Raw genomic sequence first — 14,702 nt, 5'->3', positions numbered from 1 at the left:
ACTTGGGACATTGCGGATGAATTGGGTCTCTTGTTTAGGGCATGACGGAATTTCGGGCAGTCCCACTTTGATATCCGCCTTGCCAAGGTGGAACGACTGATCTGGGTAAGTTGCTGGCAAACACTTGTTGTGAGGTGGGTCTCACCATGAGAGGCCAGTATCTGAGCGGTTTTTGCCAAAACCGGATGAGGTCTTTCGGCACATGGATAGTCCAAAGCTTCCCAGACTAACTGGATGGCAGGGAGAGACTCAAGATACTTGACCTGTCTTCGATGGCAGTCTTGGCTGATTGACTCTCGGTCTTGCAGTACCGTTCATGCATCTTCTCCAAGTACTCTTTACGGCTTCTCACTGACATCCTCACTAAGACCCCCCGTCGCGGTAACATTCTGTCGCGAGTGAGCCACTCCTCTTTGGCTAGCATTATAGGTGAGTGATTGCGCCCTCTTGAAAGCGTCAGGAATTCCTGGTACACTGTGTGTGCCGGTAGACATAACAAGACAGGATAACCCGCTTGGGCCCGTGCGGCCCTTAGCTCTGGCCAGGGCGCCCCACCTCGCCCTGAATGCGACCGGCGGGACCTGGCTTTTTGGCCCGCCCCTTACGGTAAGGCCAGCGGCTGCCCCGGGGAGCGTTCCCCGGGGCTTTCTTTCCTTGGGAACCATTCATGGGGGGAGTGCGTCAACTAGTATTAGGGAAGTCATGACTGATTGAGAGCACTGGAATGAGACCCAAAGCCGCTTTGTTCATCGTGCTGGTCACATGCATGGCCATGGCGGGGTGCGGCCCCCAGACCTCACCCTGGTTTGAAGTTGCCCACCTTGGGTCCGTGGACAGCATGGAGATCTCTCACCTTGCCCTTGACGGTGATACACTGCTGGTACCCAAGGTCATTACCATGTCAGTCCTGGTGAACGGGAGGCCCGAAGGGGTGGAGTTCCGGGGCCGCCACAGGTCTGAGGGCGAGGTGATCCTGGCTGGCGCGGCACCCGAATCCCCGGTTGACGACGTGGGCCACTGGAGCGCTACCGCTGACCTGGGGAACGCCGGAGACATCGTGGAGATATGGGCCGAGGCCCATTTCTCCACAGGTACCCAGGAAAGCGCTGTTGCCAGGGTATCGGTGGTCTCCCCAGCCACCGAGGATGCCGTGATACACATGGCCGCCGCCCATGGCGTACCCCTCTTCCCTTCCTTCCCCTGGCACTACCAGATATCTCCCGATCTCGATAAGGAGCTCGTGACCTGGCTTGGCGAGAGATACAGGGATACCTTGGCGTTCTTCGTGTCTGACCCTGTCCCGGAGGTTAACGCTCACCAGGTCCGGGCCTGGTACACCAGCCACCTGGTGAAGAATGGGTGGTGGGACCCGGCGATGGCAGGGGGCAGGTCTCACTGGGGCATGTATGCCTCAGGGGAGGGCCAGGAGGTCATCGTTCACTTCTCCAAGGACTTTACCCCCCAGGACGAAGGTGGTGAAAGGCTCTGCCGCATGGCCATAAGTGTAGTGGAAGGGAGTGCCCTGGAGGACCCAGGCCTCCAGAAGGCCGCGGAGGCCCTGGCAGCAGGATTTGTGGAGGCGCGACTGGGCCGGGAGCCCCAGAAGGCCCGGGACTACCTTGACAGCGGCCTCCTGGGCATGCCCATGGCCATGCCCGGCAGTGGGCTTTACCTGGCTGGCTATGTGGTGAGAACCATGGAGGCGAGGGCAGGGATCGCAGAGGTCCTGGTATCCCTGAGCTACTGCGAACCCTCGCAACCGGTGTACCTAGGTGTTATAGAGCGGCTTCGAATTGAACGCTCTCCCTCGGGCCTCGTCATAACCCAGTGGGATCCCGGCTGGTCTCAAGTGGAAATGTACGAGGAGAATGGAACCCTGCGCATCCTCCACAAGGGACAGCGGGACACGGCACCAAGGTCCCTAAGCCTGGGAGATCTGGCTTCTAGCCCGGGTGGCCCGGGGCCCCAGGCCTTTGGTCCTGTGGCAGCCTCTTGGGACGGCACCTGGATAGCAGTGACAGCGGAGGGAGATGATGGCATCCTGGGGATCGGTGAACCCTCAGGGGAGGTCAGGACTCTTGCCGTCTTCGACGAGTCCACTATCCGCTCCTTGCACTGGTCACACCGGGATTTCCTGGCGGCCAGCGTTGAAGGGCCGGGTGGGGAGGTTTGGGTAGAGGTTTATCATCCCATGCTGCCCGAGCCCCTCGACTTGGGGCTCGCCGGAAGACTCCCTGCGGAGACTGCGTCCGTATCTGTCATCGGGTGGTCCCCAGTATCCGGCCACCTTCGCCTTGAGGTGACGGTGGGCGAGGGCCAAGGGGAGGAATGGAGACTGGCGGTTCCCCAGGGGAACCTGACGGGCCCTATCCCTCGACAACCCGGTCAGGCCTGGTGAACACCGCAAATGAGTCCTGCCTGGCGAAGCCCGCCAGGGTAATCTCGGCCTCCTGGGCCATGCGCACCGCCAGGTGAGTGGGTGATGCCCTGGAAACCAGGAGAGGGCACCCCATCCTAGCGGCCTTTACCACCATTTCCGAGGACACCCTGCCAGTAATCAAGAGCATCCTGCAGGAGGGGTCCCAGCCTCTCCTGAGCATATCCCCAGCCACCTTGTCTACGGCGTTGTGCCTCCCTATGTCATCCTTCAGCACCTCTATGGCCTCGGGGGAGGCCGCGGCGGCGGCGTGGACGCCCCGGGTCCTCCGGTAGAGCGCGGAGGCTCCGGCCAGGTCGTGCATCCTCTGGGATATCTGGGAGGCCTTCACGGTGAAGTCCGAGGTGACGGGGCGAACCAACCAGGCATCGGTGAGACGGTAGAAGGAGGTGCCGGCGCCGCACCCGGAGGTCACTGTCCTCTTCCCGTAGAGCCGCTCAGCAAGAACACTCCGGCCCATGGTAAAGACCCTGGCAGCCTGACCAGAATCCGCCACCTCCACAGACTCCAGATCAGAGCTGTCCCGGACGAGGCCCTCGTTGAAGAGGAACCCAACCACCAGGTCCTCCAGGTCTAGCGGGGTGCATAGAAGCGTGGCTACCTCTTTATCATTCAGGAATACCGTGACAGGATACTCCATTACCAGCTCTTCCGTGCCCTGCCCGGCCTCCCGGCCCTTTTGAAACCTCTGGACTTTGCGTTCCTCCCAGACCCTTCCCACAATGATGACCCGCCCTTGTCGAATGCTGTGTGCACACGTGTTATAATATCACATGGCTTAACCCGAGTACATCAGGCAGGCATGGGGGAGGTCCGGTTGGCTCCTGTTACCGGTGTTGTGCTGGCTGGCGGTGGAAGCACCCGCATGGGCCAGGAGAAGACTTCTCTTTCCTTTTCCGGCCAGAGCCTCCTTGAGCGGGTGCTGGATGTCCTTGGCCAAGCCACCCAGGACATAGTGATGGTGACCAGCAGGCCAATGGACGTGCCGGGAGCCCGCTTGGTTCTAGACCTGGTGCCCGGGAGGGGTCCCCTGGCAGGAATACACGCTGGGCTCAAGGCCTCAACAGGGTGGGCTGCCTTCGTGGTGGCCTGCGACATGCCCTTCCTGAGCCCCGGGCTCATCCGCCACATGATATCTCTCGGACATGGCTACCAGGTGGTTGTGCCCTTCGTGAAGGGCCAGTACGAGCCTATGCATGCCCTTTATTCCAGGGAGTGCCTAGGTCCCATCGAGAGCGCCCTGGAGGACCCGCACCCCCGGATAGTCCAGTTCTTCCCGGAGGTGCTCGTGAGGAAGGTGTCCCACGGGGAGATTGCGCGCTTCGGCCGCCCTGAGAGGATCTTCTTCAACGCCAACACCCCGGAGGACCTGGAGAGAGCCTTTCAGATGGAGGCTGGAGATAACCATGATTAGCCGGGAAGACGCTACAAGGCTTCTCCTGGAACACGTGACCCCCCTTCTTGGTGAGGAACTGGACATACCTGAGGTGCCGGGCAGGGTCGCAGCGGAGAACGTGGTTACGGAGGCGGACCTGCCGCCCACCTGCATTTCCAGGGTGGACGGCTACTGTGTGAGGTCCAGGGACACCACGGGTGCCAGCGCCTCCAGGCCTGTCTCTCTCCTGGTGGCCTCCGGGGTATTCCCTGAGGATGATCCTGCGCCATTGCCAGCGGGAGCCTGCGCCGTGGTGGTGACAGGGAGCCCCTTACCCCCAGGGGCGGACGCGTGTGTGCCCCAGGAAGAGACACAGGCCAGCGAGGGCTCGATCCTGCTGGCCGCCCCGGTGGCACCCGGGGAGAGGGTGGCTGCCCCCGGCAGCGAGATACCCAGGGGAACCCAGTTGCTGCGAGCAGGGGTTCGTGTCAGGTCCTGCCAGGTAGGCCTCCTGGCCTCGGCAGGCAGGAGGTCACTCCTATGTCACCGGGTGCCTGCCGTGACACTCCTGGGAACAGGCAGCGAGCTGGGACTGCCGTCCGGCCCAGGAGGGGTCACACCCGCCAGCAACCTCTACATGCTCCACGCCTTTCTCGCCTCCATGGGGGCCAGGCCCGTCACAAGTGGCGTTCTCCCCGATGATCCCGTGATGATAGCCAGGGCGCTGGCCGAGGCAGGCGGGGACCTCATAGTGACCACCGGAGGCACTGGACCCGGTAGCAGGGATGTGCTGGCGGAAGGCCTGTCCATGGCAGGGGCCGGGGCACTGTTCAGGGGGGTCCTGATGAAGCCCGGGCGCCACACCTCGGCATTCCTCTTGGGAGGGCGCCTGATCCTAGGCCTTTCCGGGCCACCCACCGCCGCCTTGGCAGGGTTCCAGGCCTTGGTCAAGCCCGTGGTACTCAGGCTTATGGGCCTCCATGATGTGAATCCTCCTGGGAACAAGGCCCGCCTGGATGGGGAGATCCGGCCATCCAGCCTGGAGACTCTACTGCCGGTGACTCTTCACGGCAGTGGCCCCTGGGCGCGCCCAGCCGGGCCTGGAGAGTGCCCGGAGGCGCTGCTGGTGGTACCCCGGGGGGCTGAGGGAAGGCACGGAGAGGTCTTCCCTGTCCTGCTCCTTGACTAGTTGTCCCTTAATCACTTATCTGACGGCAACTTTGGAAACGAAAATGGCGGGGAATCTTTACGTTTGGCACCTCACGGCCTTCGGAGCCCGTCCAGCGTAGTCCTGGAGCACCTGTTCCAAGAGCCGGCGGGCATGACCATGTCCGGTGCTTCGAAGATGAGACGTAACTTTCCATGGAACTCTCCCTGTAGCGCCTGCGCAGCCATCCAGGATGTTACGGGTAAAGTGCGTCTGGCATCTTTGCCACGTGGCTCCCTGGACACGCGTCCCAACAGCTCTTTTCGGGCCTTCGTGATCGTCGGACACTACCAGGTCCACCCCCCGTTGTTCTAACAGGCATTCACAAATTCGGCCTCCCAGTCAAAATCTGCCGAGTCTTCGTACCACTTTGGCTAATAAGAACACCAGCCGGTAACAGCAGTCTCCCCTATCCTGTCGCAGGAAGGATGTACGGCTTGAGGTCGATAATGGGAGTATCGTCTTCGGCGTTAATGTACGAGATCTCGATCAAACCCTGGCCATCCTGGCGCGGGAGAGTTTCGCTAGGGTTGCTCCGCTTCCAAACCGCGCGAAGTTCCGGGCTGTCCGAGAGGTGAAACCAGCATAAAACATGGATATGGCTGAATGTTTCCAGTTCTTTCAACCCTGGAATATAGCCTTCTCGATTTGCAGAAAAAAGCCTTTTCATTACTGCACACATAGCCAATCGCATGATTTGAATTCTTTTTGTCTCCGACTAGAAAGGCAGGCACGAAAAAACGAGGCAGCGTATATAAAATCCCGGCCTCGTTGTCCCAGCGTTTCTTAGCGTTACTAAAGAATGGAGCAACCTTCGTTATTTGGCCTGCGCTTGCTCCAGCGCGTTTTCCACCGCCTTGAGATGAGCTTTGGAAGTGAGGGTTGCGCCGCTAATGGTATCTACCTGCAGCGACTGGGACTCGATCACCCTGCCAAACAGATCATGTATGCTCAACCCTTTAGCCAGCACAGCCGGCTGTCCCTCTTTATCCATTGCGCCCTTCAACAGCTTGATTTCCGTAACCTTACCCGAGGACAAGGTTACCTCAACTTTAGTGGCTCTCATTCTATACATGCCGCCCGCATATTCTCCCACATAAGTACCGTCGTCAAGTTTGTTAAAATCTACGACAGCGATGGGAAGAGCTCCGGCCTCGCGCCGTTCTTTCGAAGTAAAGAGCAACGCACCTGCCAATAATACCACTATCAGACCCACTACCACACCAATTACACTCCACACTTTGCTTTTCCCCTTTCTTCTCATTAAAGCTACCCCTTTGCACGAAAATAGTTAACACTTGTTCCTAGGCCCGGTTCAGCCTGAAAGGTATCTTTCAAACCTGATGAAATGTAGACTGTTAAGCTGGTATCCACAAAGATGGCTTCGGCTCCAGGAAATTGATGCAGGTACTTACGTCCTTTTTCCATCCCGGCTATAAACAGTAGCGTGGACAACCCGTCGGCGGTCGTGGCGCTGCCTGCAACGACGGTCACACTGATTAGCCCCGATTCCGCCGGATACCCGGTGGTCGGATCCAAAATATGATGACGCCGCTTGCCTTCCGCATCAATAAAATAACGCTCATAGTCCCCGGAGGTGACCACCGCCTTGCCCGCCACGGAGACGGCGCCAAGCAAGCGGCCGTTCCGCCTGGGGTGCCGGAGGCCCACCCGCCACGGGGAGCCGTCGGGCCTTACCCCCAGAGTGGACACATTCCCGCCAATGTTGGTAAAGGCCGAAGTAACGCCGTATTCTTTAAATATCTCCAAAAAACGATCGGCAGCAAAGCCTTTCCCAATGCCCCCCAGATCAATGGACTGTCCGGCTTTTTGCAGCCCCGCCGTCTTTGAGCGAGGGTCCAGCACCAAACCGGCATGGTCCACCAGGGGCAAAACCCGCTTGATCCTTGCTTCATCCGGGATCAGGAACGCATGCTTATAATCCCACAGGTCTACAAGAGGGCCGCTGGTGACGTCGAACAATCCATGCGAGATTTTTGCGATTGCGGCGGCTCGCGACAGCACCTCATAGGTATCGGGGTTGAGCTTCTCGCGCTTCACACCCGCGGATTTGTTGACCCTGCCGATCTCGCTTCCGGGCAAGAATCGGCTCAACATGCATTCCAGCCTTTTGGCTTCGCCCGCGACAGCCCGCAGCGCCTCTGCCGCGTGCCGGCCAAACGCTTTGTGCATCATCTCCGTGCCCATGCCGGTATGGACGGATGCGGCCGCGCCGTTTTTGTCCATAACTCTTCTCCTTTTCTAAAACCGCGGCCTTCCCAATGGCGCGGTCGTGGAAGAGCTTGCCTAGGCGGAGCAATCGGTCAGGCCCTTCATGACAAACTCCGCCATATAATCCAGTAGCCGCGGAAAGTACTCCAGCCCAATCTCTTCTTTGTGCACATCAATATTGATAATCGCCGCAAAAAGGGCCATGATCATATCGCAAGCGATATCGCTTCGCATCTTTCCTTCAGCCTGCCATTTTTGAACCAGCTTAACGATGTCTCCATAAAGGAAATCAACGGCACGATTTCCGTTTTCTTCCCGGAATAGCCGCTCTATTCTGCCAAAGACATCCCGGTCATACCACTGCCTGAGGATGGGATTGGCTTTTATGCCCGCCATGTTGAAGTCTAGCATCCGCTTTGCCAGCTTTATAGGATCATCATACGGGTCAACAGATTCCATCATGCTTTTTTTCAGCCTTACATTTTCCTGCAAGAAGACCTCCATAAACAGCTTCTCTTTCGAGGAATAGTAATTATAAAACGTGCCAACGCTCACACCGGCCATTTTTGCAATGTCGGCCACATTGCTATCCTTAAATCCTTTGGCCGCAAACAGCTCTCTGGCGCAACGAAACAGTTCGTTTTTTTTGTCTTCCACTTTGGCAAACCTCCGTATCAAACCAACTTCCCTCAATTCATTCATTTTTTCGATGCCGCAGCCAAAGTCAATATCGGCGTACGACTGTGGCCTGCTTGCGCGGGCTTCCAATAAATGAGGTAATCCTTTTCATTTTGTCTCCTCATCAAACTGAATGAATATATTTTTCTTCATTCATATTAAACCATAAACCCTTTTTCCTGTCAATAATGCCGACTGGGATATGCACTTGACTCAAGTACCCCTATATCTAGTGGTGCTGCTGGAAACACTCCTACGGAGGCAGCACGTTGACGATATTGTACTTGCACTGCCTGCTGCACTAGCCGATAGAAAAGATGCCCCGGCTCCTGGAGGTCCGGCGGTTGAAGCGGAAGGTGAACTCATCGAGATAGTAGTCCAGGTAGTCGCGGTGTATCGAACCATGATGCGTTCCACAACACCGCATCTAGTGGCTACTTGAGTCAAGTGCATATCCCAGAATGCCAATATCAATTGAAGTAAACAAGAAACCACAGGTCAAATCCTGTGAACTGTAAAATTAATGGTGCGCCCGACAAGATAGTCTTTGGCCTGGCGAACGCGACTGGTCAGTGTCGGAGCTCACTGAAAATCGGGTGCAGGAGTTTGTAGCAGAGCGTCGGGCGCCCGGCTATGCGAAAGGGCACTCGACAGGTGGAATGGTACAGGTGTTAACCCGTTAGCTCCGTGAGATTGGTGTGGTACCCGAGGAGGAATCGCCCGTTCCAGAGACATACTTAGAACAGGTCTTGGAAGAATTCGCCACGAACTTAACCAGTGAGCGGGGTTTAACCCAGGGAACCGTCCACCGTATCGGTACGTGGCACGCCGGTTCCTGTCGACTTGCGGAATTAGTAATGGTATCCCCGGATACGGCTTTGAAGATTTGACCGCCGACAAGATCAACGCGTAGGTCCTCATGGAGTCCAAACATCGCAGTGTGGGGTCACTTCACAACGTAACGGCCGCCCTGCGAGCGTTGTTGCGCTTCTTGTATTTAGCCCTGGGGCGTCCTCTTGGGTTCAAACTTCGCGGCTACGACCGGCTTCTGACTGGTTCTGTCGACTACCTTGACCATAAAGACTCGTTGGCCGCCACGTGGTGTTCATGCTGGCAGTGCAATTAAGCCACCTGATGCTCTCGATGAGGCGATTGAGTTGTGAGGAATTCACCCTATTCTTCTGACACATAAAGTTGTGGCAGAGAGTGTCGCCTGGAGCACAGGACACCCCCGCGCAAGGAAGCCATCCAGCGATTTCGTCGATGGTTCGCCCTGGGAATGACCTGGCAGTAACCACAACCAGCTTCGATGATGGCCTCGCGGTCGCCGGAGCCTGTGAACATAACCCACTCTTCCCCACAGGTTTTTCGGTACCGTCAAGGTTTCAAGTCCCAGGCGGAACCGGGGTGGAAGCTCTAAGAAGGGTTCCATGTGGCTGCGCTTGGACTCCTTGCCCGGTAACCCAGCCTATGCTAGACTCTTCCTGGGAGGGAGATCCATGGCGGGCAAGGGGCTCCGCACTGTATACTCCATGATCATCAAGAGGCTGGCCCGAGAGGTATGCCATGTCTACGGGCCGGATCTGGTCAGCCTGGGCGTGTATGGGTCGGTGGGCCGCGGCACCCCACGCCACGACTCGGACATAGACCTCCTCATAGTGGCGAGGAACCTGCCTCAGGGACGGTATGACAGGTGGGTCATGTTCACCGGCGTAGAGGGAAGAATGGCAGGAACGCTGTCAGAGGCCATGGCCTCCGGTGTGGAAACGGAGCTCAGCCCGGTGATCAAGACCCCCGGGGAGGTGCTCTCGGGGACCCCACTGTTTCTTGACATGGTGGAGGACATGGTTATCCTCCTGGATCCTGAGGGCTTCCTCCAGTCCTATCTCGATGCCCTCAGGAAGCGCCTGTTGGCCCTGGGCTCCAAGCGAATCTACAGGGACGGCTCGTGGCATTGGCTTCTAAAGCCAGACTACGTCCCAGGGGAGGTCTTTGAGTTATGACCAATGTGACCCTTGCCCAGAGTTACCTGAACAAGTGCGCCGTGAGGCTCAAGGCCCTTCGGCTCTTACTTTCGGAACAGGCCTACTCTGACGTGGTCAGGGAGGCTCAGGAAGTCGTGGAGCTGGCCCAGAAGGCCATGTTGAGACTGGTGGGAGTCGAACCCCCGAAACACAACAATGTCGGCTACCTCCTCCTGGAGTACAGGGACATGTTCACCGAGGACGTGCGGGACGAGCTGGAGGAGCTAGCCGAGGTCTCCAAGTGGCTCAGAAAAGAGAGGGAGCTGGCCTTCTATGGCGATGTCGACTTCATCCCGACAGTGGAGTATGGACCCGCAGAGGCAGACCGGGCGTTTCATGGCGCCCATAAGACGGTGGCCGTTGCGGAGCGAGCCCTTCGTAGCCGGGCGTAGAGCCAAGGCGGAGTGGGTTTTCCCAGCGGGAGATCATAAAAGGGATAACGGGCTGAGCCCTTCGTCCACAAAAGGCGCTACCTGAACCTCGAACCGTCATCCTTTTCGCCCTGAGTTTCTCCGGCTGCACGGCTTTTTCCATGAGCCCCTATACCAGTGCTCTGCCTTCCCTTGGTGAAAATCATTTCCGGAGGGGCTATAGATGCAAATCAGTCCAGGGCAGAAGGTGAAAAAGGAAAGAACTGATGGATGTGTGAAGTAGATTTCCCACCTACCCTGCGGCATCAGCGCCTTGATCCCCCGGTGAGGTGGGAGAGCCCGTGCCGGTGGGCCTTCTTCAGCACCGTGGTGTGAGATACCCCCAGTACCCTCGCGGCCTTTCGGGAAGACCCGCATTCACTGAGGCACCTCGCCAGGATCCTGCTCTCCACGTCGTCTACAGCCTGCCTGAGCCCTTGTCCCCGGGACTCGGGGAGCCCCTCAGGGGCATCCAGGAGCAGGTGCTCGGGCCTTATTGTCTCCGCAGGCGCCAGGTTCACCGCCCTCTCGATAACGTTCTTGAGTTCCCTCACGTTGCCAGGCCAGTGATATCTCCTGATACGCGCCCACGCCTCCTCGGAGAAGCGTGCCTTTGGCTTGCCCAAGAGCACTCTCACGGTGGCACAGAAGTGCTCCGCCAGGGGCAAGAGGTCTTCGGGGCGCACCCTGAGCGGGGGAATGAAGAGGGGAATGACATTCAGTCGGTAGAACAGGTCTTCCCGGAATTTCCCGGTCCTCACCAGGTCCTCCAGGGGCCTGTTGGTGGTGGCGATCACCCTGACGTCTACGGGCACCTCCCCGGTACCCCCCACCCTACGGATCCTGCCCTCCTGGAGGACCCTGAGGAGCTTGGCCTGGAGCGCCTGGGGAAGCTCCGCCACCTCGTCCAGGAAGACGGTTCCACCGTCAGCTAGTTCCATCAGGCCAGGCTTGCCCCCTCTCCTGGCCCCGGTGAAGGCCCCCTCCTCGTATCCGAAGAGCTCGCTCTCAAGGAGGGAGTCCGGGAGCGCCGCGCAGTTGATGGGAACGAAGGGGCCTGAGCGCCTCCTGCTGGCAGTGTGGATGGCCCTGCCGAAGAGCTCCTTTCCAGTTCCACTCTCGCCCCTGATTAGCACAGTCGCGTCACCCTGGGCCACGGTGCGAGCTAGATCCACCACCAGGGCCATGCTCTCTGAGACATGAAGGATATCGTCGAAGGTGGTGGTCACCGAGTCGGCGATCCTCCGGACCAGGGAACGAACCTCCCCCATGTCCTTCAGGGAGGCAACCACTCCCAGGGTATTGCCGTTCTCGTCCTGGATGGGCCTGCCAGTGGTGAGGTAGTGGCTCCTTCCCTTGGGGGTGAGGAGAACCATCTCGAGATTGTCGTAGCTCTCCCCCGTTGACAGGGTCCTGAGCATAGGGATATCCTCCCCCAGGAAGTCCTGGATGCACCTCCCCAGGACATCCCTGCTCATTATCCCCAGGATCCGCTCAGCGGAGGGGTTCAGGGTTGACACAACCCCGCCGGCGTCAATTGCCAGGACACCGTCACTGATGGAGTCCAGTATAGCCTGGAGCTGCCTCTCCCTCTTCTCGTGGGGAAGGGCGTCAGTCTCTCTGACTCCATGGACATCGGGGTTTGCCTCCAGGTCCCTCAAGATAGCGTTTCTCCCATTGGGGGGCTCATGGAAGCACACGTGCACCATCCCGGGGGTGACATCCATGGATACTATGTTCGCCTCGTGCCCGGCCATGACTTCGAGGATCTCTCTCACCATCCCCACCCTATCCTCGGCATGAAGGGTCCACCTGACAAGGGCCATTCTCCATCCCTCCTGGAAACACCGTGTTACGCTAGTTCTACCCTGTGCTTTCTCCCCGGGCGCGCCGGTCTCCTCCTGGCCGTGGAAATAATAGTTACCAGTAGTGGAAACTAATCTTTCCGTACTCAAGAAGGCCCAATGCTGCCTTGGGATCGGAGAAGGCCTCGGATCCAGTGACCGGGGCGGCCAGTTTGGAACGCAATGTTTCCAGGCCACGCCCCCGCGGGGCGCAAAACCCGTGCACTCCCCTGGGATTAGATGAAGGCACGCTTCTTGCAAGACTGGCTGTCGCCGGGGCGCGAAAGGCCGTACACGCCAGCGTCCACATCACCGGAAGGAGGACCCCTGGGTGAAGCAGGATCTCTTTAGCGCCAACGAGTTTGAACAGCTGGTCATATGCAAGGACGAGGTGTCGGGGCTCAAGGCCATCATATGCATCCACAACACCCTCCTGGGCCCCGCTGTTGGGGGGACCCGTATCTATCCCTACCGCACCATGGACGACGCCATCGAGGATGTAACGTGTCTCGCCAGGGCCATGACCTACAAGACTGCCATGGCGGGGCTTTCCTTCGGAGGGGGCAAGGCAGTGATCATGGCCGACCCCGCCACCCAGAAGACCACTGAGCTCCTCATGGCTTACGGAAGGTTCATCGACACCCTGGGAGGCCGGTTCATCACAGGTGAGGACGTAGGTGCCAACGAATATGACATGCTGGTAATCAGGAGGGAGACTCCCTACGTGGTGGGCCTCCCGGAGAGCCACGGAGGGGGCGGGAACACATCCCCTCCCACCGCCTACGGCATCCTGTGCGGCATCAAGGCGGCGGTGAACCATCGCCTGAAGGTTGAGTCCCTCAGGGGCCTGAGGGTGTCCATCCAGGGAGTGGGCAATGTCGGGTCCCACCTGGCGCGCCACCTTGCCCAGGAGGGTGTGACCCTGCTGGTTACCGATGTTAACATGGACAGGGCCCGCCAGGTGGCAAAAGAGGTTGGCGCCACGCTGGTCTCTCCAGGGGAAGTCTATGACCTGGAGGTTGATGTGTTCTCCCCCTGCGGCCTGGGCAAGGTCATAACGGACGAGACCATCCCCAGGCTAAGGTGCCAGGTAGTGGCCGGGGCAGCCAACAACCAGCTGGCGGATGAGGAACGTCATGGGAGGATGCTGAAGGAAAAGGGGATAACCTACGTGGTTGACTACATCATCAATGCCGGTGGCGTCATCAACGGGACGGATGAAGCCATGGGCTACTCCCGGCCCCGCGCGTACAGCCAAGTGGAGCGGATCTACGACAACGTGAAGGCACTCCTTGAGACGGCAGATGCTGAGGGGACCACCACCGTTGAGGCAGCCTACCGCATCGCGGGGAATCGCATGAAGGCAATACAAAGGGTATCCCCCATCACTGTGGGCTACAAGGCACCCTTCAAGGTGTTCCCAGGCGCCAGGTAGTAGCATCTCACTGGCCGGACCTATTCTGGGCGCAATCCCGCGCGTCTCCCCTGAGCACCTCGACAGCGTGGCCCAGGGCTGGCAGTATAATGTCGAGGCACTCGGAACAGGCCCTGGGGCTGCCGGGCATGTTCACGATGAGGGTGCGGCCCCTGATCCCGGCGCGGGCCCTGGAGAGCATGGCATGAGGCGTCTTCTCCAGGCTACGGGCCCTCATGGCCTCGGGGATCCCGGGGGCCTCCCTCTCGACCACAAGAACGGTAGCTTCAGGGGTGACGTCCCGGGGCGAGAACCCGGTACCCCCTGTTGTGAGTATGAGGTCGAAGCGCCCCTGATCACACCAGCTGGCCAGGGTGTCCCTGAGAGCATCAAGGTCGTCGGGGAGGACAGCATGCTCCAGGACGCTGAACCCCTCTTCCTGGAGACGCTGGCGGATTACCTCCCCGCTCCGGTCCGGCCTCTGGCCATGGAACCCCGAGTCACTGGCGGTCAGGACCCCTGCCCTGACCGGGGGACCCGGGGGTTCACTGCACTTGGGTTCCAATGTCACACCCCCCCTCCGTACTCTTCAGGTGGTGCCTCCTCGCCATCCCGCCGGTAGTGACCGCTCCGGCCACCCCTCTTCTCTACCAGCCTCACCCTGTCCACCACAACGCCTTTGTCAACCCCCTTGACCATGTCATACACGGTAAGGGCAGCCACACAGGCCGCTGTCATGGCCTCCATCTCCACCCCCGTCTGGCCCACACACCTCACTGTGGCCTCGATCCCCAGGGACGACTCGTCCCTCGGGGAAAACTCCACGGACGCCGAGGAAATGGGAACGGGGTGACACAGGGGTATCAGCTCAGGGGTGCGCTTGGCAGCCATTATGCCGGCCACCCTGGAAACGCTGAACACGTCCCCCTTGGCAGCCTTCCCCTCGGTGATGAGCCTGAGGGTGGCAGGGGCCATCCGCACCTCACACCGGGCCACTGCCATCCTCTCCGTGGGCGGCTTTGCCCCGACGTCCACCATCCTCGCCTGTCCCTTCTCATCCAAGTGGTTGAGTTCCATACAG

General features: G+C 59.2%; 14 protein-coding genes and 2 pseudogenes. 6 read left to right on the top strand and 10 right to left on the bottom strand.

What is annotated here, in order from left to right; all coding sequences use genetic code 11:
• Positions 1 to 226: 226 nt before the first annotated feature.
• Entirely contained in the window at positions 227 to 358 is a 132-nt protein-coding gene (locus AB1576_13715; protein ID MEW6082782.1) for a hypothetical protein, read from the bottom strand.
• 366 nt (positions 359 to 724) lie between these two features.
• Between AB1576_13715 and AB1576_13710 the strand changes: the two genes are divergently transcribed.
• Positions 725 to 2,398, top strand: coding sequence for a hypothetical protein (locus AB1576_13710; GenBank protein ID MEW6082781.1), 1,674 nt, complete (start codon positions 725 to 727; stop codon positions 2,396 to 2,398).
• Here AB1576_13710 and fdhD read toward each other — a convergent pair.
• Positions 2,367 to 3,158: a formate dehydrogenase accessory sulfurtransferase FdhD gene (gene fdhD / locus AB1576_13705; protein ID MEW6082780.1), complete on the bottom strand. Its 792-nt coding sequence runs from the start codon at positions 3,156 to 3,158 to the stop codon at positions 2,367 to 2,369. The genes AB1576_13710 and fdhD overlap by 32 nt on opposite strands.
• 96 nt (positions 3,159 to 3,254) lie before the next feature.
• Between fdhD and AB1576_13700 the strand changes: the two genes are divergently transcribed.
• Both AB1576_13700 and AB1576_13695 read left to right on the top strand, forming a co-directional pair.
• Positions 3,255 to 3,851, top strand: coding sequence for a molybdenum cofactor guanylyltransferase (locus AB1576_13700; GenBank protein MEW6082779.1), 597 nt, complete (start codon positions 3,255 to 3,257; stop codon positions 3,849 to 3,851).
• On the top strand, positions 3,844 to 5,001 hold the full coding sequence (locus AB1576_13695) for a molybdopterin molybdotransferase MoeA (GenBank protein ID MEW6082778.1): 1,158 nt from the start codon (positions 3,844 to 3,846) through the stop codon (positions 4,999 to 5,001). The genes AB1576_13700 and AB1576_13695 overlap by 8 nt, the downstream gene beginning before the upstream one ends.
• A gap of 57 nt (positions 5,002 to 5,058) precedes the next feature.
• Here AB1576_13695 and AB1576_13690 read toward each other — a convergent pair.
• From AB1576_13690 to AB1576_13670, 5 genes and pseudogenes are all read right to left on the bottom strand, one after another.
• Positions 5,059 to 5,322, bottom strand: a pseudogene (locus AB1576_13690) (transposase).
• Positions 5,323 to 5,836: 514 nt separating this feature from the next.
• On the bottom strand, positions 5,837 to 6,283 hold the full coding sequence (locus AB1576_13685; GenBank protein MEW6082777.1) for an FMN-binding protein: 447 nt from the start codon (positions 6,281 to 6,283) through the stop codon (positions 5,837 to 5,839).
• 5 nt (positions 6,284 to 6,288) lie between these two features.
• On the bottom strand, positions 6,289 to 7,266 hold the full coding sequence (locus AB1576_13680; protein ID MEW6082776.1) for an FAD:protein FMN transferase: 978 nt from the start codon (positions 7,264 to 7,266) through the stop codon (positions 6,289 to 6,291).
• A gap of 60 nt (positions 7,267 to 7,326) precedes the next feature.
• Positions 7,327 to 7,908, bottom strand: a complete 582-nt coding sequence (locus AB1576_13675; protein ID MEW6082775.1) for a TetR/AcrR family transcriptional regulator — start codon at positions 7,906 to 7,908, stop codon at positions 7,327 to 7,329.
• A 203-nt stretch (positions 7,909 to 8,111) separates the two neighbouring features.
• Positions 8,112 to 8,344: pseudogene (locus tag AB1576_13670) on the bottom strand (hypothetical protein).
• 1,084 nt (positions 8,345 to 9,428) lie between these two features.
• On the opposite strand from AB1576_13670, the gene AB1576_13665 reads away from it, so the two are divergent.
• Positions 9,429 to 9,932: a nucleotidyltransferase domain-containing protein gene (locus AB1576_13665; GenBank protein MEW6082774.1), complete on the top strand. Its 504-nt coding sequence runs from the start codon at positions 9,429 to 9,431 to the stop codon at positions 9,930 to 9,932.
• Positions 9,929 to 10,345 carry a HEPN domain-containing protein gene (locus AB1576_13660; protein MEW6082773.1) on the top strand — a complete coding sequence of 139 codons (417 nt, stop codon included), beginning with the start codon at positions 9,929 to 9,931 and terminating at the stop codon, positions 10,343 to 10,345. Before AB1576_13665 ends, AB1576_13660 begins: the two co-directional genes overlap by 4 nt.
• Before the next feature lie 284 nt (positions 10,346 to 10,629).
• On the opposite strand, the gene AB1576_13655 is transcribed toward AB1576_13660, so the two are convergent.
• The gene (locus tag AB1576_13655) at positions 10,630 to 12,189 is read right to left on the bottom strand and encodes a sigma 54-interacting transcriptional regulator (protein ID MEW6082772.1); all 1,560 of its coding nucleotides are present in this window, start codon (positions 12,187 to 12,189) and stop codon (positions 10,630 to 10,632) included.
• A 349-nt stretch (positions 12,190 to 12,538) separates the two neighbouring features.
• Between AB1576_13655 and AB1576_13650 the strand changes: the two genes are divergently transcribed.
• Positions 12,539 to 13,642: a Glu/Leu/Phe/Val dehydrogenase dimerization domain-containing protein gene (locus AB1576_13650; GenBank protein ID MEW6082771.1), complete on the top strand. Its 1,104-nt coding sequence runs from the start codon at positions 12,539 to 12,541 to the stop codon at positions 13,640 to 13,642.
• Between the two features lie 7 nt (positions 13,643 to 13,649).
• Here AB1576_13650 and AB1576_13645 read toward each other — a convergent pair whose 3' ends face one another.
• Together AB1576_13645 and moaC are read right to left on the bottom strand one after the other, a co-directional pair.
• On the bottom strand, positions 13,650 to 14,186 hold the full coding sequence (locus tag AB1576_13645; GenBank protein ID MEW6082770.1) for a MogA/MoaB family molybdenum cofactor biosynthesis protein: 537 nt from the start codon (positions 14,184 to 14,186) through the stop codon (positions 13,650 to 13,652).
• A gap of 2 nt (positions 14,187 to 14,188) precedes the next feature.
• Complete coding sequence (moaC, locus tag AB1576_13640; protein ID MEW6082769.1) at positions 14,189 to 14,698, bottom strand: cyclic pyranopterin monophosphate synthase MoaC; 510 nt, start codon at positions 14,696 to 14,698, stop codon at positions 14,189 to 14,191.
• Positions 14,699 to 14,702 lie beyond the last annotated feature (4 nt).

The organism is Bacillota bacterium, assembly GCA_040754315.1.
GTDB lineage: Bacteria > Bacillota > Sulfobacillia > DUSP01 > JBFMCS01 > JBFMCS01.
Note: the sequence above shows the minus strand (reverse complement) of the source record. Positions and strands in the feature narration are given on the sequence as shown.

Bases quoted from the DNA above. Each gene is read 5' to 3' on its own strand.
- AB1576_13715 (MEW6082782.1), bottom strand. From the start codon at position 358: ATGTCAGTGAGAAGCCGTAAAGAGTACTTGGAGAAGATGCATGAACGG.
- AB1576_13710 (MEW6082781.1), top strand. From the start codon at position 725: ATGAGACCCAAAGCCGCTTTGTTCATCGTGCTGGTCACATGCATGGCC.
- AB1576_13695 (MEW6082778.1), top strand. From the start codon at position 3,844: ATGATTAGCCGGGAAGACGCTACAAGGCTTCTCCTGGAACACGTGACC.
- AB1576_13685 (MEW6082777.1), bottom strand. From the start codon at position 6,283: ATGAGAAGAAAGGGGAAAAGCAAAGTGTGGAGTGTAATTGGTGTGGTA.
- AB1576_13680 (MEW6082776.1), bottom strand. From the start codon at position 7,266: ATGGACAAAAACGGCGCGGCCGCATCCGTCCATACCGGCATGGGCACG.
- AB1576_13665 (MEW6082774.1), top strand. From the start codon at position 9,429: ATGGCGGGCAAGGGGCTCCGCACTGTATACTCCATGATCATCAAGAGG.
- AB1576_13660 (MEW6082773.1), top strand. From the start codon at position 9,929: ATGACCAATGTGACCCTTGCCCAGAGTTACCTGAACAAGTGCGCCGTG.
- AB1576_13655 (MEW6082772.1), bottom strand. From the start codon at position 12,189: ATGGCCCTTGTCAGGTGGACCCTTCATGCCGAGGATAGGGTGGGGATG.
- moaC (MEW6082769.1), bottom strand. From the start codon at position 14,698: ATGGAACTCAACCACTTGGATGAGAAGGGACAGGCGAGGATGGTGGAC.